We start from the raw sequence: 21,106 nt of genomic DNA on the forward strand, positions 1-21,106 counted from the left end.
GGGTGCAGGGGACGCAGTCCCCGCGAGGGGTGCAGGGGACGCAGTCCCCGCGAGGGGTGCAGGGGACGCAGTCCCCGCGAGGGGTGCAGGGGACGCAGTCCCCGCGAGGGGGTCCAGGGGACGCAGTCCCCGCGAGGGGGTCCAGGGGACGCAGTCCCCGCGAGGGGGTCCAGGGGACGCAGTCCCCGCGAGGGGGTCCAGGGGGCTGCGCCCCCTGGTGGGGTCGAAGGGGCGGAGCCCCTGGGGATGGGACGGGTAGGGGCGGCGGGGGCGAGGAAAGCTCCTACGCCAGCGGATCCGGCGCCGCAGTCACCCCATGCTCGGCCAACTTCGCCGCACCCCCGTCGGGAGACGTAAGCACCAACGGCCCCGCCTCGGTCAACGCCACCGAATGCTCCCAGTGCGACGACCACGTCCCGTCCGTCGTGATGACCGTCCAGTCGTCCGCCAGGACCTCCGTCCTCGGCGTACCCAACGACACCATCGGCTCGATGGCCAGACAGAACCCGGGGACCAGCTTCGGCCCCTTCCCCCGCTTGCGCTCGACGTAGTTCAGCAGATGCGGATCCATGTGCATCTCGGTCCCGATGCCATGCCCGCCGTAGTCCTCGATGATCCCGTACCGCCCGCCGCCCGCCTTCGGCTGACGCCGGATGTACGTCTCGATCGCACGCGAGATGTCGACCAGCCGGTTCCCCAGCTTCATCGCCGCGATCCCCGCCCACATCGACTCCTCCGTCACCCGGGACAGCTCGATCAGCTCCGGAGCATGCCCCGACCCGACGAACGCCGTGTACGCCGCGTCCCCGTGCCAGCCGTCGATGATCGCGCCGCAGTCGATGGAGATGATGTCCCCGTCCTTCAGCACGACCTCGTCGGACGGGATGCCATGGACGACCACCTCGTTGACGGAGGTGCAGATCGTCGCCGGGAACCCGCCGTACCCAAGGAAGTTCGGCTTCGCGTTGTGCTCTGCGAGCACCTTCCGCGCGACCTCGTCCAGATCCTTCGTACTGGCGCCCGGCACGGCCGCCTCACGAGTGGCCGCGTGGATGGCGGCGACGACAAGCCCCGCCTCGCGCATCTTGGCGATCTGCTCGGGGGTCTTGATCTGCACCATGGGAACTACGGCCTTTCCTGAACCGATCGGTCTGGGAGCGAACGAACACACAACAAGCCAACGATACGGCGCCCCGCCCCCCACGCAGCAGCCGCGGTCCCCTGACAGGAAACCGCGGCTGTCCGACGTACTGACAAGCACTGATCACTGAGCACTGGGTGCCCAGCACTGAACCGAAGGACTACTCGCCCTCGCCGTCACCCTTCAGCGCGGCCATCGCCTTGCTGGTGACATCCTCCACCTTGCCCAGCGCCGAGATCGTCACCACGAGGCCCTGGGCCTTGTAGTAGTCGATGATCGGCTCGGTCTGGGTGTGGTAGACCTCCAGCCGCTTGCGAACCGTCTCCTCGGAGTCGTCGTCACGCTGGTACAGCTCGCCACCGCAGGTGTCACAGACACCCTCGGCCTTCGGCGCCTGGTACGTGACGTGGAAGACGTGCGCCGAGTCGTTACGGCAGATGCGGCGGCCGGCGATGCGCTTGACCACCTCGTCCTCGGGGACCTCCAGGTCGAGGACCGCGTCCAGTTTCATGGACTCGGCCTTCAGCATCTCGTCCAGCGCCTCGGCCTGCGAAACGTTCCGCGGGAAGCCGTCCAGCAGAAAGCCGTTCACCGCGTCGGACTGCTCCATGCGGTCCTTGGCCATCGCGATGGTGACCTCGTCCGGCACCAGGTTGCCCGCGTCCATGTAGGACTTCGCGAGTTTCCCGAGATCCGTCTGCTTGCTGATGTTGGCCCGGAAGAGGTCGCCCGTGGAGATGTGCGGGATCAACAGGTTCTTGGCGAGGAACGCGGCCTGCGTTCCCTTCCCGGCACCAGGCGGCCCGACGAGGACGATTCGCATCAGCGGAGGAACCCTTCGTAATTGCGCTGCTGGAGCTGGCTCTCAATCTGCTTCACGGTCTCAAGACCCACACCCACGATGATGAGGATGCTGGTCCCGCCGAACGGGAAGTTCTGGTTTGCATTGAAACCGACCAACGCCATCGTCGGTACGAGAGCGATCAGACCCAGGTACAGCGAACCCGGCCAGGTGATCCGGTTGAGTACGTAACTCAGGTACTCAGCAGTCGGCCGACCAGCCCGGATGCCCGGGATGAAGCCACCATACTTCTTCATGTTGTCGGCTACTTCTTCGGGGTTGAAGGAGATGGCGACGTAGAAGAACGCGAAGAAAACGATCAGCAGGAAGTACGTGACGATGTAAACCGGGTGGTCACCCTTGGTCAGGTTCTGCTCGATCCATGTCTTCCAGGCGGACGTGCCGCCGGAGAACTGCGCGATCAGCGCGGGGATGTAGAGCAGTGACGAGGCAAAGATCACAGGGATGATGCCGGCCTGGTTGACCTTGAGCGGAATGTACGTCGACGTGCCGCCGTAGGACCGGCGGCCGATCATGCGCTTCGCGTACTGGACCGGAATACGGCGCTGAGCCTGCTCGACGAAGACCACCAGCGCGACCATGACGAGGCCGACGGCGATGACCGTACCGAACTCGATCCAGCCGTCCGCCAGGTCGCCCTGGGTCTTGATGGCCCACAGCGCGGACGGGAAGGTGGCGGCGATCGAGATGAACATCAGGATGGACATGCCGTTGCCGATACCGCGGTCGGTGATGAGCTCACCGAGCCACATGACGACGGCCGTGCCGGCGGTCATGGTGACGACCATGGTGATGGTCACGAAGATCGACTGGTCCGGGACGATCTCGCTGGCGACGGTGCAGCCGCTGAAGAGCGCACCGCTGCGCGCGGTGGCGACCAGACCGGTGCCCTGGAGGATGGCGAGAGCCACTGTCAGGTAACGGGTGTACTGCGTGATCTTCGCTGTGCCCGCCTGGCCCTCCTTCTTGAGGGCTTCCAGACGCGGGATCACCACCGTCAGCAGCTGCAGGATGATGCTCGCCGTGATGTACGGCATGATGCCCAGCGCGAAGATCGTGATCTGCAGCAGTGCCCCGCCGCTGAACATGTTCACCAGACCGAACAGGCCCTGGCTTCCGTTCTTCGAGACGGCGTCGATACACGTCTGGACGTTCTGATAGTCGACACCTGGGATCGGGATGTGCGTACCCACCCGATAGACCACGATGATGCCGAGCGTGAAGAGCAGCTTCTTGCGCAGGTCGGGCGTCTTGAACGCCCGGGCGAACGCGGTGAGCACGGTGCCTCCTGCGACCCCCGCGCTACTGCGTAGAGGTGACGGTTTTGAGGTTCGACGAATACGTTGACAGATAACTAACAGCCGAGAGGGGTCTGGAGTTCCTAGTGAACACAACAGACTCAACTTGACAGTGCTGGCCACCTTACCGGCGACCATGCTTCCTAGGAACGACCAACCGGGGATACCCCATTTGTGGGGTATCCCCGGTAGGGATCGCTCAAGTCATCGAGACGCCTGTGGTGTTCAGAGCAGCTCGGTGACGGTACCGCCGGCGGCGGTGATCTTCTCCTTGGCGGAGCCGGAGACGGCGTCGACCGTCACCTGCAGCGCCACGGAGATCTCGCCCTGGCCGAGGACCTTGACGAGGCTGTTCTTGCGAACCGCACCGTTGGCGACGAGCCCCTCGACGGTGACTTCGCCACCCTCCGGGTACAGCGACGCCAGCTTGTCGAGGTTCACGACCTGGTACTCGGTCTTGAACGGGTTCTTGAAGCCCTTGAGCTTCGGGAGACGCATGTGGAGGGGCATCTGGCCACCCTCGAAGCGCTCCGGAACCTGGTAACGAGCCTTCGTGCCCTTGGTACCACGTCCAGCCGTCTTACCCTTCGACGCCTCACCACGACCCACACGGGTCTTGGCGGTCTTGGCGCCCGGGGCAGGACGAAGGTTGTGGATCTTGAGCGGGTTGTTCTCCGCCATGATCAGTCGACCTCCTCAACCGTCACGAGGTGGCGGACGGTGTGAACCATTCCGCGGAACTCGGGGCGGTCCTCCTTGACGACCACGGTGTTGATCCCCTTGAGACCAAGGGACCGCAGGGTGTCACGGTGGTTCTGCTTGCTGCCGATGTACGACTTCGTCTGCGTGACCTTGAGGCGAGCCATTACGCACCCGCTCCCGCACGCGCACGGAGCAGAGCCGCGGGGGCGACGTCCTCGAGGGGCAGACCACGGCGAGCCGCGATCTCCTCGGGACGCTGCAGGCCCTTGAGGGCCGCCACGGTCGCGTGCACGATGTTGATCGCGTTCGACGAGCCGAGCGACTTCGACAGGATGTCGTGAACGCCGGCGCACTCGAGGACAGCACGCACCGGGCCACCGGCGATAACGCCGGTACCGGGGGAAGCAGGCTTGAGCAGGACGACGCCCGCGGCCTTCTCGCCCGTGATCGGGTGCGGGATGGTGCCCTGGATACGGGGGACCTTGAAGAAGTGCTTCTTGGCCTCTTCAACACCCTTGGCGATCGCGGCCGGCACCTCCTTGGCCTTGCCGTAACCGACACCGACGGTGCCATCGCCATCGCCCACTACGACGAGCGCAGTGAAGCTGAAGCGACGACCACCCTTCACAACCTTGGCGACGCGGTTGATCGCGACAACGCGCTCAACGTACGCGGTCTTCTCGGCGGCAGCAGCGCCGCCGTCACGGCCCTTCCGGTCCCGCCGCTCGCCGCCACCGGCACCGCTTCCGCGGCGCTGGGGTCCAGCCATTGGATTACCTCTCTCTTTTTCCGCTAGCTACGCTGCGCTGCGACGGTTAAGTCGCGAGCGCGACGGGCGGCTCAGAACTTGAGCCCGGCTTCGCGGGCGGCGTCGGCCAGGGCGGCGATACGCCCGGCGTACCGGCTGCCACCACGGTCGAACACGACGGTCTCGACACCGGCGGCCTTGGCGCGCTCGGCGACGAGTGCGCCGACCTTGCCGGCCTGCGCCGACTTGTCTTCGCCCTCGTTACCGCGGATCGAGGCGTCCAGGGTCGACGCCGACGCCAGGGTGTGACCCTTGATGTCGTCGATGACCTGGGCCACGATGTGGCGGTTCGAGCGGGTTACCACCAGGCGAGGACGCTCACCGGTTCCGTTGACCTTCTTACGGATCCGGATGTGACGACGCTTGATGGCAGCACGCTTGTAAGCGTCGCCCTTAGCGATCTTCGTACCGTATGCCATGGCTTACTTACCCGCCTTTCCGACCTTGCGCCGGATGACTTCGCCCTCGTACTTGACACCCTTGGCCTTGTACGGGTCGGGCTTGCGCAGCTTGCGGATGTTGGCCGCAACCTCGCCGACCTTCTGCTTGTCGATGCCCTCGACCGAGAACCGCGTGGGGTTCTCGACCTTGAAGCTGATGCCCTCGGGGGCGTCGACGGTGATCGGGTGGCTGTAGCCGAGCGCGAACTCAAGGCTCGTGCCCTTCGCCGCCACGCGGTAACCGACACCGCTGATCTCGAGCTTCTTCACGTAACCCGCGGTCACGCCGGTGATCATGTTCGCCACCAGCGTGCGGGACAGGCCGTGCAGGGCCTTGTTCTGACGCTCGTCGTTGGGGCGGGTGACGTTGAGAACGCCGTCCTCACCCTTGGCGATGTCGATCGGCGCAGCGACGGTGTGGGAGAGGGTGCCCTTGGGGCCCTTCACCTGGACCGTACGGCCGTCGATGGTGACGTCCACGCCGGCGGGAACCGTGATGGGGAGCTTGCCAATACGCGACATAGCTGTTTCCTCCGTTCCCTTCTACCAGACGTAGGCGAGGACTTCTCCGCCTACGCCCTTCTTGCCGGCCTGCTTGTCGGTGAGGAGACCGTGCGACGTGGAGATGATCGCCACGCCGAGGCCACCGAGCACCTTGGGCAGGGAGGTGGACTTCGCGTACACACGCAGACCCGGCTTCGAGATCCGCTTGATGCCCGCGATGGAGCGCTCACGGTTCGGGCCGAACTTCAGCTCGAGGACGAGCTTCTTGCCGACTTCGGCGTCCTCGACCTTCCAGCCGGTGATGAAGCCCTCCTGCTGGAGGATCTCCGCGATGTGCGACTTGATCTTGCTGTGCGGCATCGCGACATCGTCGTGGTACGCCGAGTTCGCGTTACGCAGACGAGTCAGCATGTCCGCGATCGGATCAGTCATGGTCATGAATTGGCCTTCGGCCTCTCTCGCCGGGGTTTCCTGGATGCGCCATCCCTCTCCCCACTCACTCAGTGGCGGGACGGGTGCGGTGCGGGGGACCTACGGCGTAGTAAGTCGTACGGGCGGCAATCAGGCGCCCAACCCTCCCAGCCTAAGCCATGGAGGGGTGGGCACCTGACCACCCATTTGCTTACCGAGAGCTTCCGGAATCCCGAATTAGGGGATTACCAGGAGCTCTTGGTCACGCCCGGCAGCTCGCCACGGTGAGCCATCTCACGAAGGCACACGCGGCACAGGCCGAACTTGCGGTACACGGAGTGCGGACGGCCACAGCGCTGGCAGCGCGTGTAGCCACGTACACCGAACTTGGGCTTACGAGCAGCCTTGGCAATCAGAGCCTTCTTCGCCATCTCGCTTACGCCTCCTTGAAGGGGAAGCCGAGGTGACGGAGGAGCGCGCGGCCCTCAGCGTCGTTGGTCGCCGTGGTCACCACGGTGATGTCCATACCCCGGGTGCGGTCGATCTTGTCCTGGTCGATCTCGTGGAACATGACCTGCTCGGTGAGACCGAAGGTGTAGTTGCCACGGCCGTCGAACTGCTTGGGAGACAGACCACGGAAGTCGCGGATGCGCGGAAGCGCGAGCGACAGGGTGCGGTCCAGGAACTCCCACATGCGGTCGCCACGAAGCGTGACGTGGGCACCGATCGGCTGACCCTCACGCAGCTTGAACTGCGCGATGGACTTGCGGGCCTTGGTGACGGCCGGCTTCTGACCGGTGATCGTGGTGAGGTCGCGGATGGCGCCCTCGATCAGCTTGGAGTCGCGGGCGGCATCGCCCACACCCATGTTGACCACGATCTTGACGAGGCCGGGGATCTGCATGACGTTCTCGTAGGAGAACTCCTCACGCAGCTTGCCCGCGATGTCCTCGCGGTACTTCGTCTTGAGACGCGGAGTCGTGGTGGTAGTCATCAGATGTCCTCACCCGTCCGCTTGGCAACGCGGATCTTGTTGCCCTCGTCGTCGAAGCGGTAACCGACACGCGTGACAACCTTGTTGCCGTCCTTCTCAACGACCAGCTGGACGTTGGAGACGTGGACGGGCGCCTCGGTCGTGACGATGCCGCCGGCCTGCGAACCCTTTGCGGTCGGGCCGGCCTTGGTGTGCTTCTTGACCCGGTTGACACCCTCGACCAGGACGCGGTCCTCACGGGGGAAGGCCGCGATGACCTTGCCCTGCTTGCCCTTGTCCTTACCGGTGATGACCTGAACCAGGTCGCCCTTCTTGATCTTCATGCTTACAGCACCTCCGGCGCGAGCGAGATGATCTTCATGAACTTCTTCTCGCGCAGCTCCCGGCCCACCGGGCCGAAGATACGGGTGCCACGAGGGTCGCCGTCGTTCTTCAGAACAACAGCGGCGTTCTCGTCAAAACGGATGTACGAGCCGTCCGGACGGCGGCGCTCCTTGACGGTGCGAACGATGACGGCCTTGATGACGTCACCCTTCTTCACGTTGCCACCGGGGATCGCGTCCTTGACGGTGGCGACGATGACGTCGCCGATGCCCGCGTAGCGGCGACCGGAGCCACCGAGGACACGGATGCAAAGGATTTCCTTCGCACCAGTGTTGTCGGCGACACGCAGTCGCGACTCCTGCTGGATCACGTCTATCTCCTGATTGTCTGCCGGTTCCCGGCGAGCTCCGCAAGGGTTCTGCGGAGCTCACCGAGCCTGGCGGAACTGTCCTGCGGGGGTGCCCGCAGGAGGACTTACTTGGCCTTCTCGAGGATCTCGACGATGCGCCACCGCTTCGAGGCGGACAGCGGCCGGGTCTCCATGATGAGGACACGGTCGCCGACGCCGGCAGCGTTCTGCTCGTCGTGGGCCTTGAGCTTGTTGGTACGGCGGATGACCTTGCCGTACAGCGCGTGCTTCACGCGGTCCTCGACAGCGACGACGACGGTCTTGTCCATCTTGTCGCTGACGACGAGACCCTCACGGGTCTTGCGGAAGCCACGGGCCTCAGTGGTGCTCTGCTCAGTCACGTTGCTCTCGCTCATCAGGCGCTCTCCACCGTTTCGATGCCCAGCTCGCGCTCACGCATCAGGGTGTAGATCCGCGCGATGTCCTTGCGGACGGCCTTGAGCCGCCCGTGGTTCTCGAGCTGACCGGTCGCCGCCTGGAAGCGGAGGTTGAACAGCTCTTCCTTGGCTTCGCGGAGCTTGTTGAGAAGCTCCTCGTCACCCAGTTCGCGCAGCTCGGACGCCTTGGTACCGGCCGACATCACGCTTCACCTGCCTCGCGCTTGACGATCCGGCACTTCATCGGCAGCTTGTGGGCTGCGCGAGTGAGGGCCTCACGGGCGATCTTCTCGTTGGGGTAGGACAGTTCGAACATGACCCGGCCCGGGTGCACGTTCGCGATCCACCACTCGGGGGAACCCTTACCGGAACCCATGCGGGTCTCGGCAGGCTTCTTCGTGAGCGGGCGGTCCGGGTAGATGTTGATCCAGACCTTGCCGCCACGCTTGATGTGGCGGGTCATCGCGATACGGGCCGCCTCGATCTGGCGGTTGGTCACGTATGCCGGCGTGACGGCCTGAATGCCGTACTCGCCGAACGAGACCGCCGTACCGCCCTTGGCCATGCCACGGCGCTTCGGGTGGTGCTGCTTGCGGTGCTTGACCCTACGGGGGATCAGCATTTCGGTCAGGCCTCCGTTCCGGTGCTTTCAGCAGCCGGAGCGGCAGCCGCCGGAGCCTCGGCCTTGGGGGCCTCGGCAGCGGGAGCCTGCTGCGGCTTGCGGCCGCGGCCGCCACGCTCGCCACCACGGCCACCACCACGGGCCGGACGGTCGCTGCCGCCACCGGCACCGCCGCGGGCCGGGCGGTTACCCGCACGGGCAGCAGCGTTCTCGGCGCGGACCTCGGCGATGTTCTTGACGTCGCCCTTGTAGATCCAGACCTTCACACCGATACGGCCGAAGGTCGTCTTGGCCTCGAAGAAGCCGTAGTCCACGTTCGCGCGGAGCGTGTGCAGGGGCACACGGCCCTCGCGGTAGAACTCCGAGCGGGACATCTCGGCGCCGCCGAGACGGCCACCGCACTGGATCTTGATGCCCTTGGCGCCGGCCTTCATCGTCGACTGCATGCTCTTACGCATGGCCCGACGGAAGGAGACACGCGAGGACAGCTGCTCGGCGACGGCCTGAGCGACCAGCTGAGCGTCGAGCTCGGGGTTCTTGACCTCGAGGATGTTGAGCTGGACCTGCTTCTTGGTCAGCTTCTCCAGGTCGCCGCGGATACGGTCGGCCTCGGCGCCACGGCGGCCGATGACGATGCCCGGACGCGCGGTGTGGATGTCGACGCGGACGCGGTCACGGGTGCGCTCGATCTCAACCTTCGAGATGCCGGCGCGCTCCATGCCGGACGTCATCATCCGACGGATGGCGACGTCTTCACCGACGTAGTCCTTGTACAGCTTGTCGGCGTACCACCGGGACTTGAAGTCCGTGGTGATGCCGAGCCGGAACCCATGCGGGTTAACCTTCTGGCCCATTACCGGGTTCCTTCCTTGCTGCTGACGACCACGGTGATGTGGCTGGTCCGCTTGCGGATCCGGTAGGCGCGACCCTGGGCACGCGGACGGAACCGCTTCAGAGTCGGACCCTCGTCGACGTACGCCTCGGTGATGACGAGGCTGCCGGCGTCGGTGTGGTCGTAGTTGTGTGCGGCGTTGGCGATGGCGCTGTCAAGCACCTTGCCGACCGGCACGCTCGCGGCCTGCGGGGCGAAACGCAGGACCGCCTGAGCCTCCGTGGCATCCATGCCACGGATAAGGTCCACCACGCGGCGGGCCTTCATGGGCGTAACGCGGATGTACCGCGCCTGGGCCCTGGCTTCCATGGTTGTCCTTCCAGTGTCTGTCATGGTCGATTCCACCCCGCGTTAGCGGCGCTTCGACTTCCGGTCGTCCTTGACGTGACCCCGGAAGGTGCGCGTCGGCGAGAACTCGCCGAGCTTGTGGCCGACCATCGACTCGGTGACAAACACCGGGATGTGGGTCTTGCCGTTGTGCACCGCGATCGTGTGGCCGAGCATGGCCGGGATGATCATCGAGCGACGGGACCAGGTCTTGATGACGTTCTTGGTACCGGCTTCGTTCTGTACGTCCACCTTCTTGATGAGGTGTCCGTCGACGAAGGGTCCCTTCTTGAGACTGCGCGGCATCTAAACCCGCTCCTAGCGCTTCTTGTTCGTCTTGCGGCGGCGGACGATGTACTTGTTCGAAGCCTTCTTCGGCGAACGAGTACGACCCTCCTTCTGACCCCACGGCGAGACCGGGTGACGACCACCGGAGGTCTTGCCTTCACCACCACCGTGCGGGTGGTCAACCGGGTTCATCGCCACACCGCGGACGGTCGGGCGGACGCCCAGCCAGCGCTTGCGGCCGGCCTTGCCCCAGTTGATGTTGCTCTGCTCGGCGTTGCCGACCTCGCCGACCGTGGCGCGGCAGCGCTGGTCGACCAGGCGGATCTCACCGGAGGGCATACGAAGGTGGGCCATCGTGCCCTCCTTCGCCAGCAGCTGCACCGAGGCACCGGCGGAGCGGGCGAACTTGGCGCCGCCACCGGGACGGATCTCGATCGCGTGGATCGTGGTACCGACCGGGATGTTGCGGAGCGCCAGGTTGTTGCCCGGCTTGATGTCGGCCCCAGGACCGTTCTCGACGCGGTCACCCTGCGACAGGTTGCGGGGGGCGAGGATGTAGCGCTTCTCGCCGTCCGCGTAGTGCAGCAGCGCGATGCGCGCGGTGCGGTTGGGGTCGTACTCGATGTGCGCGACCTTCGCCGGCACGCCGTCCTTGTCATGGCGACGGAAGTCGATGACGCGGTAGGCGCGCTTGTGTCCGCCACCCTGGTGGCGAACGGTCACACGACCGGAATTGTTACGGCCGCCCTTGCTGTGCAGGGGGCGAACCAGCGACTTCTCCGGCGTGGACCGCGTGACCTCGACGAAGTCGGCGACGCTGGAGCCACGGCGGCCCGGCGTAGTCGGCTTGTACTTGCGGATTCCCATTTCTCAGTCCTCGTCCGATATCGGACGATCCGACCCGCTTACGCGGCCGGACCGCCGAAGATGTCGATACGGTCGCCCTCGGCGAGGGTCACGATCGCGCGCTTGGTGTCAGCGCGCTTACCGAAACCGCTCTTGGTGCGCTTGCGCTTGCCGATGCGGTTGATCGTGTTGACCCCGGTGACCTTGACCGAGAAGACCGCCTGGACGGCCTGCTTGATCTGGGTCTTGTTGGTGCCGGGAGCGACGATGAACGTGTACTTGTTCTCGTCGATGAGCGCGTAGCTCTTCTCGGACACGACCGGCTTCAGCAGGACGTCACGGGGGTCCGTGTACGACTTGCTGACCGGCGTGACGACGGTGTTCTTGCCCTCGGCCTCGTGACGCTTCGCCTTGGCGACGCGCGCGGCCTTGGCGGCCTTGGCCGCCTTGGAGGCAATGGCGGGGTGACGGATCGCCATCAGACCTCGCTCCCTTCGGTGTCAGTGGCCTTGGGGCCGGACACGAAGGACTCGAAAGCGGCCTGGGTGAAGACCACGTCGTCCGAGACGAGAACGTCGTACGTGTTCAGCTGGCCCGGGTCCAGGATGTGCACCTGGGGCAGGTTGCGGGCGGAAAGCAGCCCGGCCTCGTCGGAGCGCTCGATGACCAGGAGCACGTTCTTGCGCTCGCTGACCTTGCCGAGGAAGCTCTTCGCGGCCTTGGTGGAGGGGGTGTCGCCCTCGATCACGCCGGTGATGACGTGGATACGAGCGTTGCGGGCCCGGTCGGTGAGGGCGTGGCGCAGGGCCGCGGCCTTCATCTTCTTCGGGGTCCGCTGCGAGTAGTCACGCGGGGTGGGGCCGTGAACGACGCCACCGCCGGCGAACTGCGGCGCACGGGTCGAACCCTGACGGGCGCGGCCGGTGCCCTTCTGACGGTAGGGCTTCCTACCGCCACCACGGACCTCGGCGCGGGTCTTGGTCTTGTGCGTGCCCTGACGGGCAGCGGCCAGCTGTGCGACGACGACCTGGTGAAGCAGCGGGATGCTGATCTTCTCTACGTCGAAGATCTCCGCGGGGAGCTCGACGCTTCCGGTCTTCTCGCCAGCGGGCGAAAGGATGTCAACAGTGCTCATCGGTACCTCAGGCCCCCTTGGCCGCGGTGCGGACCAGGACGAGGCCGCCGTTCGGACCAGGAATCGCGCCCTTGATGAGCAGCAGACCCTTCTCCGCGTCAACGGCGTGGACGGTCAGGTTCTGGGTGGTGACCCGCTCGTTGCCCATGCGGCCCGCCATGCGGACGCCCTTGAACACACGGCCGGGGGTGGCACAGCCACCGATCGAGCCGGGAGAGCGGTGCTTGCGCTGGACACCGTGGCCGGCGCCGAGGCCCTTGAAGTTGTGACGCTTCATGACACCGGCGAAGCCCTTGCCCTTGCTGTTGCCGGTCACATCCACCTTGACGCCGGCCTCGAAGGTCTCGGCGGTGATCTCCTGGCCGAGGGTGTACTCGCTGGCGTCAGCGGTACGGATCTCGACGAGGTGGCGGCGGGGGGTGACGTCAGCCTTGGCGAAGTGACCCTTGAGGGGCTTGTTCACCTTGCGAGGGTCGATCTCGCCGAAGGCGATCTGGACCGACTCGTAGCCGTCGGAGTCATTCGTACGGACCTGGGTCACGACGTTCGGACCGGCCTTGACGACGGTGACGGGAACAACACGGTTGTTCTCGTCCCACACCTGCGTCATGCCGAGCTTCTCGCCCAGGATGCCCTTGATCTGCTTAGCCATTCTCAGATCACCGTCCCCTAGAGCTTGATCTCGATGTCGACACCGGCCGGGAGGTCGAGTCGCATCAAAGAGTCAACGGTCTTGGGCGTCGGGTCGAGAATGTCGATCAGGCGCTTGTGCGTGCGCATCTCGAAGTGCTCGCGAGAGTCCTTGTACTTGTGCGGCGACTTGATGACGCAGTACACGTTCTTCTCAGTGGGCAGCGGCACCGGGCCCGCGACCGACGCACCAGTTCGCGTCACCGTCTCGACGATCTTCTTCGCCGAGGAATCGATGACCTCGTGGTCGTAGGCCTTGAGCCGGATGCGGATCTTCTGTCCCGCCATGGCTACTCAGTAGTCCTTTGTCTAGTGAAACGCTCTGCAACCCGGAGGTTCGGGTCCCGTCCTCCGACCCACGCGGTCGGGTGTGTCGCGCTCCTGCCGCACAGATATCCGCTAGGGATTTCCCTACGAGGGACGCGGCCCGCCCGAAAGCAACCGCAGGACCGGGGGCTGGGCTGCATCTAAATCCGCTAGATGCATGGCCACCGGGCGCCTGGTCTGCACCCCGCTGACACTTCCCGGAAGATTCCCGTACGTCCGCCCCAGCGCTGCCTTACGGCAGTTGAGGCGACGAGTACTGTGGGACTCGCTTCCGGTCCTCCCGACGGGAGGCGCGCAACATCGGCGCTCGACCGAGCAACTCCGACAGTCTGCCATACGGGGCAGGGCCTCCGCCAATCGAGCCGGAGAGAATACCCGCAGGGTGACGAAGGTCAAACCCTCGCGGGGCGTGTCCCCCGGTCGGCGGCATCGGCCATGATCCTGGTGTGACGCATGACATGGACCTGAACAGGGCGGCGGCGCGCCTGGAGTCCCACATACGGGACTGGCGGGCGCAGGGCATACGGGCCTCGGACGACCTGTGGGCGGCGGACGGGCGCGTGGTGGAGGTGCGGATCACGTCCCCGTCCTGGCAGATCCCGCTCATGGTCATACAACTGTACGAGTCCGGCCACGCCCGTGCCGTGTTCCTCTCGGCGGCCGAGACCGTCGAGGAACGTCACCAGGTCGCGTCCCTGGACGAGTGGAGCGCGGTACTGACGGGGGCGGTGACCCGGGCGGCCCGCATACGCCACGCACAGGCCCGCCTGCTGACCAAATCCTGTACGACCGGCTGGCTGGACTGGATCCACGGCGAGCTGTGGCTGCTCCCCGATGGCCTGCTGCGTATCCGCAGCGGCTTCATGACGACGTTGATGAACGGCAACGGCACGGGCTCCGGCCTGACGGCACAGGACCCGTACCGGCCCATCACCTACGACCCGGAGACCGTCCTGACGGCCCACCCCACGAACAAGCTGATCCCGTTCGCAGGGATGGCCACGGCACGCCTGCACGGCGGGGTGGCCACCTCCGGCCTGGAGGTGGCCATGACGGACGGCACCCGCCACAAACTCCTGTGGGCGTCCTTGGACCCGGCCCGGCGGGTACTGCGGGAGCGGTTGCTGCCGCTGCTGGGCGCGAGGCTCAGTCACTGACCGGATCAGCGGACGTCGATGTAGTCCTGGGCGCTGGTCGCGGTACCGGTCGTCGAGTTGCCGTAGTACACCCACCGGAAGAATCCGTCGGTGGAGGCGGTGACGGTCGTACGGAGGGCACCCGCACTGTTGGTGGTGACCTTCTTCAGCGTCTTGAACGTCGTGGCGTTCTTCGCGCGGAACTGGAGACTCACCGTGCTGCCGGCGTAGGGGCCGTTCTTGTGGGTGGTCCAGTTCGCCCGGGTGAGCTTGCTCGTCAGGGTGAGCAGCTTGCCCTTGGTGACGGGCTCGGGGGTGGCGTCGGCGACGGAGAGCTTGGCGGCGCGGCGGAGGGAGACACCTCCGGGCCTTGTCTCGAACTCCTGGGCCTCAGGAGTGACCTCGTCGGCCTTGAACAGCCGCAGCGACACAGCGATCTTCCAGTTGGTGGCGTCGCTGTTGGAGTCGATCTGCCCGCGGGACGGATGGGGATCGATGTAGAGGGTGGCCTCGCAGCGGGCCTTCTTGGAACTGACGTCGTAGCAGGTGTATCCGCCCAGCCCTATGTAGCTGTCGCCGGTGTCGGCCGCCTGCGTCAGACTTCCCCGATACAGGAAGGGCTCCGCGTAGTAGCGGAACGGGTGGTCAGTGCTGTACCCGGGAGGCAGCTCGATATTGAAGGTGACGGGCGGCTCCACGATCGCCGTGCCGACCACGATCGGCTTGCCGTTGTTGATGACAAGGTCCGACACGACGATGCCCGTGTCCTTCGCCTGCGCGGCCGGGGCGTTGAGCAGCGAGAGCGCGAGGGCTCCGGCTGTCGCGATCACGGCGGCGGTACGTCTTCGGTTCATTCAGACCTCTCCGATGTCCCAAGGGCTTCCAAAGGGAGCGGAAAGGCTACATCGGTGCGATCAACTGGGCGGTCGACGTCGGTCTCACCGAAACCGTCAGTCCCCCGCCCTCAGCCCCTCCCCCACCGCCGTGAACGCCGGCTTCCGCCCGAACTCCTCGTCCATCAGCGTCGCCGCCCCCTGTCCGCCGAAGACACCCGGCACCCACGAGTACTTGTCGCTGAAGCCCCACACGGTGAAGGAGGTGCACCGGCGCGCCTGGACACAGGCGTCCAGCAGCCCGCGGAAGTACGTCGCCTGCGTCGCCAGTTTCGTCTCGTCCACCGGGAGGATCATCCGTACGTCGACCTCGGTGAACGCCGTCTGCATGCCCAGCTTCTCGAAGCGGGCGAGGTTCTCGGCGACCTGGCCCGGGAAGCCGTACTGGATGGCCAGGTGCCCCTGGATGCCGAAGCCCTGTACCGGGACCCCTTCCGACCGCAGCCGCTTCGCCAAGTCGTAGTAGGCGGTCGACTTCGCGTTGATCCCCTCGACGTTGTAGTCGTTCAGGAACAGCTTGGCCTTCGGGTCGGCCGCGTGGGCCCAGCGGAAGGCGTCCTCGATGTACGAGGGCCCCAACTGCTGCAACCAGATCGAGTTCCGCGGTGAACCGTCCTCCTCGAAGACCTCGTTCACCACGTCCCACTGGTAGATCCTGCCCTTGTACCGCTTCACCTGCTTGGTGATGTGGTCCCGGAGAATGCCCCGCAGCTCGGTCGCTCCTATCGAGCCGTCCGCCACCCCCGTCGTCAGCCACCCCGGCAACTGGTTGTGCCACACCAGCGTGTGCCCTCGCACCGCCTGCCCGTGCGCCCGTGCGAAGCGCACCAGGTCGTCCGCCGGCTGCCAGTCGTACGTCCCCCGGCTCGGCTCCACCGACTCCCACTTCATGACGTTCTCGGCGGTCACCGAGTCGAACTCCCGTGCAGTGGTCCTGCGGTACGTCGTGTCGTCGGCCAGCGCCGCCATGTCAACAGCGGTGCCGATACGTACGCCGGTACCGGCCGCCAGCGCCCTCAGCGGGACGGGGTGTGGGTGCGCCGACGCGGGCTGCGCACCCACACCCGCGATCACCAGCATCGAGCCCAGTACCGCCGCCGAAACGGGCATGCGGAAGACGTTCATGTGCGGTCCCCTCACTTGGTGTGTTGCCTGTATGTGCTCAGCGGACGCGACGGCTCTCCAGCGGCCCCAGATACGTCGGTGTCAGCCCGCCCGTGTCGATCACCAGCCGCTGCACCACCACCGTCGGGTCGACCACCCAGAACTTCAGCCGGTGGACGCCCGCCGCGGCGACCGCGTGCCTCGTCGCCGTCACGTTCACGTTGTCGGAGGTGTGGCGGGCCCACTGCTTGTTCATCCGGCCGTCGTCCGCACCCGTGACCGCGTGGATGTCGACCTGCTGCGGCTCGGCCTCGTCGAACGACACCGCGTAGCGCAGCCCGCCCGTCGGGAGCGTCGGGTTGCGCGGCGACAGATACGCCCACACCGTCACCTCACCCGCCGACAGCAGGCTGACCTCGTACTCCAACCGCGGCGAGACCTCACCCGAAGCCCCACCCGGCGTCCGGCGCGGAGCCGTCACCGGCCACGGCGTCATCCCCGCGCCCGTGCGGCCGATGCGGTCCAGCCGCCGCCAACTCCCCACTTGCCGGGTGTAGTTGGCAGCGTCGATAGCCACATAGCCCCCCGCCTCCACAAACCCCCGCAGCCCCCGCCGCTGCCTACGCGAAGGTTTCTCCGCGACGCACCCGACGGTCACCGACGCCCCCGCGCCCGACACCGTCAACGAAGCTTCCGCACGGTCGCCGTCCGGCACCCGCGCCCAGTCCACCGACACCGTCAGGCGCACCTGCTGCTCGACCTGCCCCCTCGGCCGGTCCACCACCAGCCACGGCACCGACGACTCCACCCGGTACTCGAACGGCGTACGCCCCCGGTTGAACACCTCGACGTACTGGTCGGGCCGCGTCTGGTACGGGCTGAACACCGGCAGCGCGGCCGAACCGGAGGATCCCCCCGGCCACCACTCGCCCGAGTCCTCCGAGCCGTCGACCGCCACCCCCAACTCCGCGCCCACCGGCAGCTCCACGCGCCGCACGGCAGGGAACAGCACGTCCGGGAGCGCCACGTTGTCCTTCTCGGGCTGCTGCCAGGGCGCGTTGGGGCCGTACCGTGCCACGTCTCCGTAGTCGATGTGCGGCTGGGTCTGGAAGCCCTCCCACTTGCCGTCCGCCACCTGGTGGTTGAAGCGGTCGGCCAGCGCGAAGTCCCGCTCCAGGCCCTCCTCCGCCTCTGCCGCAAGGTCGTTCGTCGCCGCCCGCCCCTGGGCCGCGTACAGGAGGTTCTTGAACTCGGCCTCGCGCAGGCCGTACAGGTTCGCGGTCGCCTCCACCTCGTACCCGACGAGCTCGTACCACGCGTCCTGCACCCGGGCGGGCAGGCGTCTGCGCACCCGCTCCGCCTCCCTCGCCAGCCCCTGCCACTCCTCCGTCGCCCGCTCCAACTCCCGGTGGCCGAAGAAGAAGGGGGTCTCCTGGTCGTCGTACACGATCGCCGACTCGTCCTTCGTCGGGTCCTTCGCGGGGTTGAGCGTGATGCGGCGGTTGAGCAACTCGGGCTTGCGGCGGGCCTGCAGCTGCCCGTACTCGGCGAGCACCGAGGCGATCGCCGCCGCGTGTTCGGCGCCGAAGTTCTGGCGGGCGTACCGCCGCTCCCACTCCTCCAGGTTCGCCAGGTCCCAACGGGCCGGATTCCAGGCGTAGTCGAGGAAGAACTCCGTGGGCAGTTCGTTCCCCTTCAGGTCGCCGACGTTCGTCACCCACAGTCCGTGGTTCCCGTACGCGTGGGCCTGGTGGAGCTGGTCCCAGAGGTTGTGGAGGTTGGCGGTGTCCACCCACTTGTAGTTGCGGCCGACGCCCACATAGTCGAAGTGGTAGTACAGGCCGTAGCCGCCGCTCCTCGCCGGTTCCGCCGGGTCCGGGTGCTTGCGGATGTTGCCCCAGTTGTCGTCGGTCAGGACGACGGTGACGTCGCCGGGGACCCGTAGACCCCGGTCCCAGTAGCGCTGGACCTCCTTGTACAGGGTCCACACCTGCGGGGTCTCCCCTACGGGCTTCCCGGTCACCTCGGCGATGATCCCGCGCTGCGTCTCGATGATCTCCCGCATCAGCTCGATGCCGTCGCCGTCCGGCAGGCTCGTGTCGCCGTTGCCGCGCATGCCCAGGGTGACGACGCCCTCGAAGCCCTGGTCGACCATCCGCCGGATGCCGTCGCGCCAGTACGCCCGGACGGCCGCCGCGTTCCGCCGGTACGACCACTCGCCCGTGCCCCCGTACGGGTCCCGCCCGGGAGTCACCACATTCCCCGCGCTGTCGCGCACCGCCGGTACCGCGTGCCGGTTCCACTCCTCGATGCCCCGCATCATCGGCGCCTCGTGGGACGTGCCCATGACGATGCCGTACGCCTTCGCCCGAGCATGGTTCTCCGGGTCGTCCTCGGCGAACGCCCTGCCCCACACGGCCGGCCAGAGGTAGTTGGCCTTCAGGCGCAGCAGCACCTCGAAGACCCGCTCGAAGAAGTCGGCGTTGAAGCCTCCGGGGTGGCCCGGCGCCTTCCCGGGGCCGAAGAAACGAGGGGCCCAGGTCCCCAGCGCCGGGTTCTCGTCGTTGATGAAGATGCCCCGGTACTTCACGGCCGGGGTGCCCTGCGTATGCCTCCCCGGCAGCACGTACACCGCGTCCCGGTGGACCGGGGGTACGTCGTCCCACCAGTACCAGGGCGAGACCCCGATGCCGTACGAGACGTCGTACGCGCCGAAGATCGTGCCGCGCGGGTCGCTGCCCGCGATGACGAACGCCCGGTCGACACCCGGCATCGGACGCTCCACGACGGTCTGGAGCGAGGTCTCCCAGCGGCCCGCGATGCCCTTGACGTCCAGCTTGCCGGCCCGGATCAGACCGTCGATCAGCGGGCTGCGGCCGATCGTGCCGACGAGGATCACCTCGCGGGCGACGGTCGCGGCCGGACGTACGCCCGTGACGCGTTCGATGTCGTCCCGCAGGTCACCGGCGACCCGTACGACGCCGGGGTGGTCCTCGGCGCTGACGACGACCGGCGCCCCGACGACCGCGAACGCGCCGCCGGTGAACGAGATGTACGCGCCGGAGTCCGTGCGGCGCACCGCGCCCTCCCCCGCCCACGCGACCCCCGACAGCACCGGCACCGCCGCGAGACCGGCCCCAAGGACAGCTCTACGGCTGACGGCCCCAGACATGACGCACCCACCCCTCCGCCGAATTTGGTCAGTGGCATGACAAATGTTGGGGTGGGTGCACGGAGTGAACAATGGGTCGTACGCGCCGAATACTTTCGTAACAGCAAAGCCGGAAAAGCAAAGAGGCCCGCACGACCGAAGTCGTACGGGCCTCTTCAGGTAGCTCGTGAGAGATACCGGGGTCAGGCTCTCAAGCCAACAAGGACTACTTGTTGATCTTGATGACCTGGCCGGCGCCCACGGTCCGGCCACCCTCACGGATGGCGAACTTCAGGCCCTCTTCCATGGCGATGGGCTGGATGAGCTCGACGCTCATCTCGGTGTTGTCGCCCGGCATGACCATCTCGGTGCCCTCGGGGAGGGTAACGACACCGGTCACGTCCGTGGTGCGGAAGTAGAACTGGGGACGGTAGTTGTTGAAGAACGGCGTGTGACGGCCGCCCTCGTCCTTGGACAGGATGTACGCCTGCGCCTCGAACGAGGTGTGCGGGGTGACCGAGCCGGGCTTGATGATGACCTGGCCGCGCTCGACGTCCTCGCGCTTGATGCCACGGAGGAGCAGACCGACGTTCTCGCCCGCCTGGCCCTCGTCGAGCAGCTTGCGGAACATCTCGATGCCGGTGACCGTGGTGGTGGTCTTCTCCTGCTTGATGCCGATGATGTCAACGGTCTCGTTGACCTTCAGGACACCACGCTCGATACGGCCGGTGACGACCGTACCGCGACCGGTGATCGTGAAGACGTCCTCGACGGGCATGAGGAACGGCTTGTCGACGTCACGCTCGGGGGTCGGGATCGCCTCGTCGACAGCAGCCATGAGGTCGAGAACCGACTTGCCCCACTCGGCGTCGCCCTCGAGCGCCTTGAGCGCCGAGACCTTGACGACCGGCAGGTCGTCGCCCGGGAACTCGTACTCGGAGAGGAGCTCACGAACCTCGAGCTCGACGAGCTCCAGGATCTCCTCGTCGTCCACCATGTCGGCCTTGTTCAGCGCGACGACGATGTACGGCACGCCGACCTGGCGGGCCAGGAGCACGTGCTCCTTGGTCTGCGGCATCGGGCCGTCGGTGGCGGCCACGACCAGGATCGCGCCGTCCATCTGGGCGGCACCGGTGATCATGTTCTTGATGTAGTCCGCGTGACCCGGGCAGTCGACGTGGGCGTAGTGACGACCCTCCGTCTGGTACTCGACGTGCGCGATCGAGATCGTGATACCGCGCTGACGCTCTTCAGGAGCCTTGTCGATCTGGTCGAAGGCCGAGGCCTCGTTCAGGTCGGGGTACTTGTCGTGCAGCACCTTGGTAATGGCGGCCGTGAGGGTCGTCTTACCGTGGTCGATGTGACCGATGGTGCCGATGTTGACGTGCGGCTTAGTCCGCTCGAACTTTGCCTTCGCCACTGGGG

Annotated in this window: 29 protein-coding genes; 1 reads left to right on the forward strand and 28 read right to left on the reverse strand. The window is 66.4% G+C overall.

What is annotated here, in order from left to right:
• Positions 1–283: 283 nt before the first annotated feature.
• From map to rpsJ, 24 genes are all read right to left on the reverse strand, one after another.
• Positions 284–1,120 carry a type I methionyl aminopeptidase gene (gene map, locus OHN74_RS16270; RefSeq protein ID WP_327695270.1) on the reverse strand — a complete coding sequence of 279 codons (837 nt, stop codon included), beginning with the start codon at positions 1,118–1,120 and terminating at the stop codon, positions 284–286.
• Positions 1,121–1,301: 181 nt separating this feature from the next.
• Positions 1,302–1,964 (reverse strand): adenylate kinase, encoded by a 663-nt coding sequence (locus OHN74_RS16275; protein ID WP_327695271.1) that lies wholly within the window; start codon positions 1,962–1,964, stop codon positions 1,302–1,304.
• Positions 1,964–3,283, reverse strand: coding sequence for a preprotein translocase subunit SecY (gene secY, locus OHN74_RS16280; RefSeq protein WP_327695272.1), 1,320 nt, complete (start codon positions 3,281–3,283; stop codon positions 1,964–1,966). The genes OHN74_RS16275 and secY overlap by 1 nt, the downstream gene beginning before the upstream one ends.
• 243 nt (positions 3,284–3,526) lie before the next feature.
• Positions 3,527–3,982 carry a 50S ribosomal protein L15 gene (rplO, locus tag OHN74_RS16285; protein ID WP_319090393.1) on the reverse strand — a complete coding sequence of 152 codons (456 nt, stop codon included), beginning with the start codon at positions 3,980–3,982 and terminating at the stop codon, positions 3,527–3,529.
• 2 nt (positions 3,983–3,984) lie between these two features.
• Positions 3,985–4,167 carry a 50S ribosomal protein L30 gene (gene rpmD / locus OHN74_RS16290; RefSeq protein ID WP_006376032.1) on the reverse strand — a complete coding sequence of 61 codons (183 nt, stop codon included), beginning with the start codon at positions 4,165–4,167 and terminating at the stop codon, positions 3,985–3,987.
• Complete coding sequence (gene rpsE, locus OHN74_RS16295; RefSeq protein ID WP_006376045.1) at positions 4,167–4,772, reverse strand: 30S ribosomal protein S5; 606 nt, start codon at positions 4,770–4,772, stop codon at positions 4,167–4,169. Before rpsE ends, rpmD begins: the two co-directional genes overlap by 1 nt.
• 71 nt (positions 4,773–4,843) lie before the next feature.
• Positions 4,844–5,230 carry a 50S ribosomal protein L18 gene (gene rplR / locus OHN74_RS16300; protein WP_318322838.1) on the reverse strand — a complete coding sequence of 129 codons (387 nt, stop codon included), beginning with the start codon at positions 5,228–5,230 and terminating at the stop codon, positions 4,844–4,846.
• A gap of 3 nt (positions 5,231–5,233) precedes the next feature.
• On the reverse strand, positions 5,234–5,773 hold the full coding sequence (rplF, locus tag OHN74_RS16305) for a 50S ribosomal protein L6 (RefSeq protein ID WP_055524708.1): 540 nt from the start codon (positions 5,771–5,773) through the stop codon (positions 5,234–5,236).
• Between the two features lie 21 nt (positions 5,774–5,794).
• Positions 5,795–6,193 (reverse strand): 30S ribosomal protein S8, encoded by a 399-nt coding sequence (gene rpsH / locus OHN74_RS16310; RefSeq protein WP_055614920.1) that lies wholly within the window; start codon positions 6,191–6,193, stop codon positions 5,795–5,797.
• Positions 6,194–6,411: 218 nt separating this feature from the next.
• Positions 6,412–6,597, reverse strand: coding sequence for a type Z 30S ribosomal protein S14 (locus OHN74_RS16315; RefSeq protein WP_003948630.1), 186 nt, complete (start codon positions 6,595–6,597; stop codon positions 6,412–6,414).
• Positions 6,598–6,602: 5 nt separating this feature from the next.
• The gene (gene rplE / locus OHN74_RS16320) at positions 6,603–7,160 is read right to left on the reverse strand and encodes a 50S ribosomal protein L5 (protein ID WP_006376054.1); all 558 of its coding nucleotides are present in this window, start codon (positions 7,158–7,160) and stop codon (positions 6,603–6,605) included.
• Complete coding sequence (rplX, locus tag OHN74_RS16325; protein WP_006376030.1) at positions 7,160–7,483, reverse strand: 50S ribosomal protein L24; 324 nt, start codon at positions 7,481–7,483, stop codon at positions 7,160–7,162. Before rplX ends, rplE begins: the two co-directional genes overlap by 1 nt.
• Positions 7,484–7,485: 2 nt before the next feature.
• Positions 7,486–7,854 (reverse strand): 50S ribosomal protein L14, encoded by a 369-nt coding sequence (rplN, locus tag OHN74_RS16330; RefSeq protein WP_006376015.1) that lies wholly within the window; start codon positions 7,852–7,854, stop codon positions 7,486–7,488.
• 104 nt (positions 7,855–7,958) lie between these two features.
• Complete coding sequence (gene rpsQ / locus OHN74_RS16335) at positions 7,959–8,249, reverse strand: 30S ribosomal protein S17 (RefSeq protein WP_327695273.1); 291 nt, start codon at positions 8,247–8,249, stop codon at positions 7,959–7,961.
• A complete protein-coding gene (gene rpmC, locus OHN74_RS16340) occupies positions 8,249–8,473 on the reverse strand; it encodes a 50S ribosomal protein L29 (RefSeq protein ID WP_005481220.1) in 225 nt (74 codons plus the stop codon). Before rpmC ends, rpsQ begins: the two co-directional genes overlap by 1 nt.
• Complete coding sequence (gene rplP, locus OHN74_RS16345; protein ID WP_164318975.1) at positions 8,473–8,892, reverse strand: 50S ribosomal protein L16; 420 nt, start codon at positions 8,890–8,892, stop codon at positions 8,473–8,475. Before rplP ends, rpmC begins: the two co-directional genes overlap by 1 nt.
• A gap of 5 nt (positions 8,893–8,897) precedes the next feature.
• Positions 8,898–9,746 carry a 30S ribosomal protein S3 gene (gene rpsC / locus OHN74_RS16350; RefSeq protein WP_053746346.1) on the reverse strand — a complete coding sequence of 283 codons (849 nt, stop codon included), beginning with the start codon at positions 9,744–9,746 and terminating at the stop codon, positions 8,898–8,900.
• Positions 9,746–10,093 carry a 50S ribosomal protein L22 gene (rplV, locus tag OHN74_RS16355; RefSeq protein WP_052859704.1) on the reverse strand — a complete coding sequence of 116 codons (348 nt, stop codon included), beginning with the start codon at positions 10,091–10,093 and terminating at the stop codon, positions 9,746–9,748. Before rplV ends, rpsC begins: the two co-directional genes overlap by 1 nt.
• Before the next feature lie 42 nt (positions 10,094–10,135).
• Positions 10,136–10,417: a 30S ribosomal protein S19 gene (rpsS, locus tag OHN74_RS16360; RefSeq protein ID WP_013001415.1), complete on the reverse strand. Its 282-nt coding sequence runs from the start codon at positions 10,415–10,417 to the stop codon at positions 10,136–10,138.
• 12 nt (positions 10,418–10,429) lie between these two features.
• Positions 10,430–11,266, reverse strand: coding sequence for a 50S ribosomal protein L2 (gene rplB, locus OHN74_RS16365; RefSeq protein ID WP_006376052.1), 837 nt, complete (start codon positions 11,264–11,266; stop codon positions 10,430–10,432).
• Positions 11,267–11,304: 38 nt separating this feature from the next.
• Positions 11,305–11,724, reverse strand: coding sequence for a 50S ribosomal protein L23 (gene rplW, locus OHN74_RS16370; RefSeq protein WP_164318987.1), 420 nt, complete (start codon positions 11,722–11,724; stop codon positions 11,305–11,307).
• Complete coding sequence (gene rplD, locus OHN74_RS16375) at positions 11,724–12,380, reverse strand: 50S ribosomal protein L4 (RefSeq protein WP_327695275.1); 657 nt, start codon at positions 12,378–12,380, stop codon at positions 11,724–11,726. Before rplD ends, rplW begins: the two co-directional genes overlap by 1 nt.
• A gap of 7 nt (positions 12,381–12,387) precedes the next feature.
• Positions 12,388–13,032: a 50S ribosomal protein L3 gene (rplC, locus tag OHN74_RS16380; RefSeq protein ID WP_053746348.1), complete on the reverse strand. Its 645-nt coding sequence runs from the start codon at positions 13,030–13,032 to the stop codon at positions 12,388–12,390.
• A gap of 17 nt (positions 13,033–13,049) precedes the next feature.
• Positions 13,050–13,358 carry a 30S ribosomal protein S10 gene (gene rpsJ, locus OHN74_RS16385; RefSeq protein WP_003948644.1) on the reverse strand — a complete coding sequence of 103 codons (309 nt, stop codon included), beginning with the start codon at positions 13,356–13,358 and terminating at the stop codon, positions 13,050–13,052.
• A gap of 485 nt (positions 13,359–13,843) precedes the next feature.
• Between rpsJ and OHN74_RS16390 the strand changes: the two genes are divergently transcribed.
• A complete protein-coding gene (locus tag OHN74_RS16390; RefSeq protein WP_327695276.1) occupies positions 13,844–14,554 on the forward strand; it encodes a hypothetical protein in 711 nt (236 codons plus the stop codon).
• A gap of 5 nt (positions 14,555–14,559) precedes the next feature.
• On the opposite strand, the gene OHN74_RS16395 is transcribed toward OHN74_RS16390, so the two are convergent.
• The 4 genes from OHN74_RS16395 to tuf form a co-directional block, all read right to left on the reverse strand.
• Complete coding sequence (locus OHN74_RS16395; RefSeq protein WP_327695277.1) at positions 14,560–15,387, reverse strand: hypothetical protein; 828 nt, start codon at positions 15,385–15,387, stop codon at positions 14,560–14,562.
• Between the two features lie 96 nt (positions 15,388–15,483).
• The gene (locus OHN74_RS16400; protein ID WP_327695278.1) at positions 15,484–16,551 is read right to left on the reverse strand and encodes an endo-1,4-beta-xylanase; all 1,068 of its coding nucleotides are present in this window, start codon (positions 16,549–16,551) and stop codon (positions 15,484–15,486) included.
• A 37-nt stretch (positions 16,552–16,588) separates the two neighbouring features.
• Positions 16,589–19,702 (reverse strand): glycosyl hydrolase 115 family protein, encoded by a 3,114-nt coding sequence (locus OHN74_RS16405; protein ID WP_327695280.1) that lies wholly within the window; start codon positions 19,700–19,702, stop codon positions 16,589–16,591.
• A 205-nt stretch (positions 19,703–19,907) separates the two neighbouring features.
• Positions 19,908–21,101 (reverse strand): elongation factor Tu, encoded by a 1,194-nt coding sequence (gene tuf, locus OHN74_RS16410; protein WP_053746355.1) that lies wholly within the window; start codon positions 21,099–21,101, stop codon positions 19,908–19,910.
• Between the last annotated feature and the right edge of the window lie 5 nt (positions 21,102–21,106).

Source organism: Streptomyces sp. NBC_00459, assembly GCF_036013955.1.
Classification (GTDB): domain Bacteria; phylum Actinomycetota; class Actinomycetes; order Streptomycetales; family Streptomycetaceae; genus Streptomyces.

Bases quoted from the DNA above. Each gene is read 5' to 3' on its own strand.
- rplF (WP_055524708.1), bottom strand. From the start codon at position 5,773: ATGTCGCGTATTGGCAAGCTCCCCATCACGGTTCCCGCCGGCGTGGAC.
- rplP (WP_164318975.1), bottom strand. From the start codon at position 8,892: ATGCTGATCCCCCGTAGGGTCAAGCACCGCAAGCAGCACCACCCGAAG.
- rpmD (WP_006376032.1), bottom strand. From the start codon at position 4,167: ATGGCTCGCCTCAAGGTCACGCAGACGAAGTCGTACATCGGCAGCAAG.
- rplO (WP_319090393.1), bottom strand. From the start codon at position 3,982: ATGGCGGAGAACAACCCGCTCAAGATCCACAACCTTCGTCCTGCCCCG.
- rplE (WP_006376054.1), bottom strand. From the start codon at position 7,160: ATGACTACCACCACGACTCCGCGTCTCAAGACGAAGTACCGCGAGGAC.
- rpmC (WP_005481220.1), bottom strand. From the start codon at position 8,473: ATGTCGGCCGGTACCAAGGCGTCCGAGCTGCGCGAACTGGGTGACGAG.
- rplD (WP_327695275.1), bottom strand. From the start codon at position 12,380: ATGAGCACTGTTGACATCCTTTCGCCCGCTGGCGAGAAGACCGGAAGC.
- rplW (WP_164318987.1), bottom strand. From the start codon at position 11,724: ATGGCGATCCGTCACCCCGCCATTGCCTCCAAGGCGGCCAAGGCCGCC.
- rplR (WP_318322838.1), bottom strand. From the start codon at position 5,230: ATGGCATACGGTACGAAGATCGCTAAGGGCGACGCTTACAAGCGTGCT.
- map (WP_327695270.1), bottom strand. From the start codon at position 1,120: ATGGTGCAGATCAAGACCCCCGAGCAGATCGCCAAGATGCGCGAGGCG.
- OHN74_RS16400 (WP_327695278.1), bottom strand. From the start codon at position 16,551: ATGAACGTCTTCCGCATGCCCGTTTCGGCGGCGGTACTGGGCTCGATG.
- rplX (WP_006376030.1), bottom strand. From the start codon at position 7,483: ATGAAGATCAAGAAGGGCGACCTGGTTCAGGTCATCACCGGTAAGGAC.
- rplB (WP_006376052.1), bottom strand. From the start codon at position 11,266: ATGGGAATCCGCAAGTACAAGCCGACTACGCCGGGCCGCCGTGGCTCC.
- OHN74_RS16405 (WP_327695280.1), bottom strand. From the start codon at position 19,702: ATGTCTGGGGCCGTCAGCCGTAGAGCTGTCCTTGGGGCCGGTCTCGCG.
- rplC (WP_053746348.1), bottom strand. From the start codon at position 13,032: ATGGCTAAGCAGATCAAGGGCATCCTGGGCGAGAAGCTCGGCATGACG.
- rpsE (WP_006376045.1), bottom strand. From the start codon at position 4,772: ATGGCTGGACCCCAGCGCCGCGGAAGCGGTGCCGGTGGCGGCGAGCGG.
- OHN74_RS16395 (WP_327695277.1), bottom strand. From the start codon at position 15,387: ATGAACCGAAGACGTACCGCCGCCGTGATCGCGACAGCCGGAGCCCTC.
- rpsJ (WP_003948644.1), bottom strand. From the start codon at position 13,358: ATGGCGGGACAGAAGATCCGCATCCGGCTCAAGGCCTACGACCACGAG.
- rpsH (WP_055614920.1), bottom strand. From the start codon at position 6,193: ATGACCATGACTGATCCGATCGCGGACATGCTGACTCGTCTGCGTAAC.
- OHN74_RS16315 (WP_003948630.1), bottom strand. From the start codon at position 6,597: ATGGCGAAGAAGGCTCTGATTGCCAAGGCTGCTCGTAAGCCCAAGTTC.
- rplV (WP_052859704.1), bottom strand. From the start codon at position 10,093: ATGGAAGCCAGGGCCCAGGCGCGGTACATCCGCGTTACGCCCATGAAG.
- rpsC (WP_053746346.1), bottom strand. From the start codon at position 9,746: ATGGGCCAGAAGGTTAACCCGCATGGGTTCCGGCTCGGCATCACCACG.
- rpsS (WP_013001415.1), bottom strand. From the start codon at position 10,417: ATGCCGCGCAGTCTCAAGAAGGGACCCTTCGTCGACGGACACCTCATC.
- OHN74_RS16275 (WP_327695271.1), bottom strand. From the start codon at position 1,964: ATGCGAATCGTCCTCGTCGGGCCGCCTGGTGCCGGGAAGGGAACGCAG.
- rpsQ (WP_327695273.1), bottom strand. From the start codon at position 8,249: ATGAGCGAGAGCAACGTGACTGAGCAGAGCACCACTGAGGCCCGTGGC.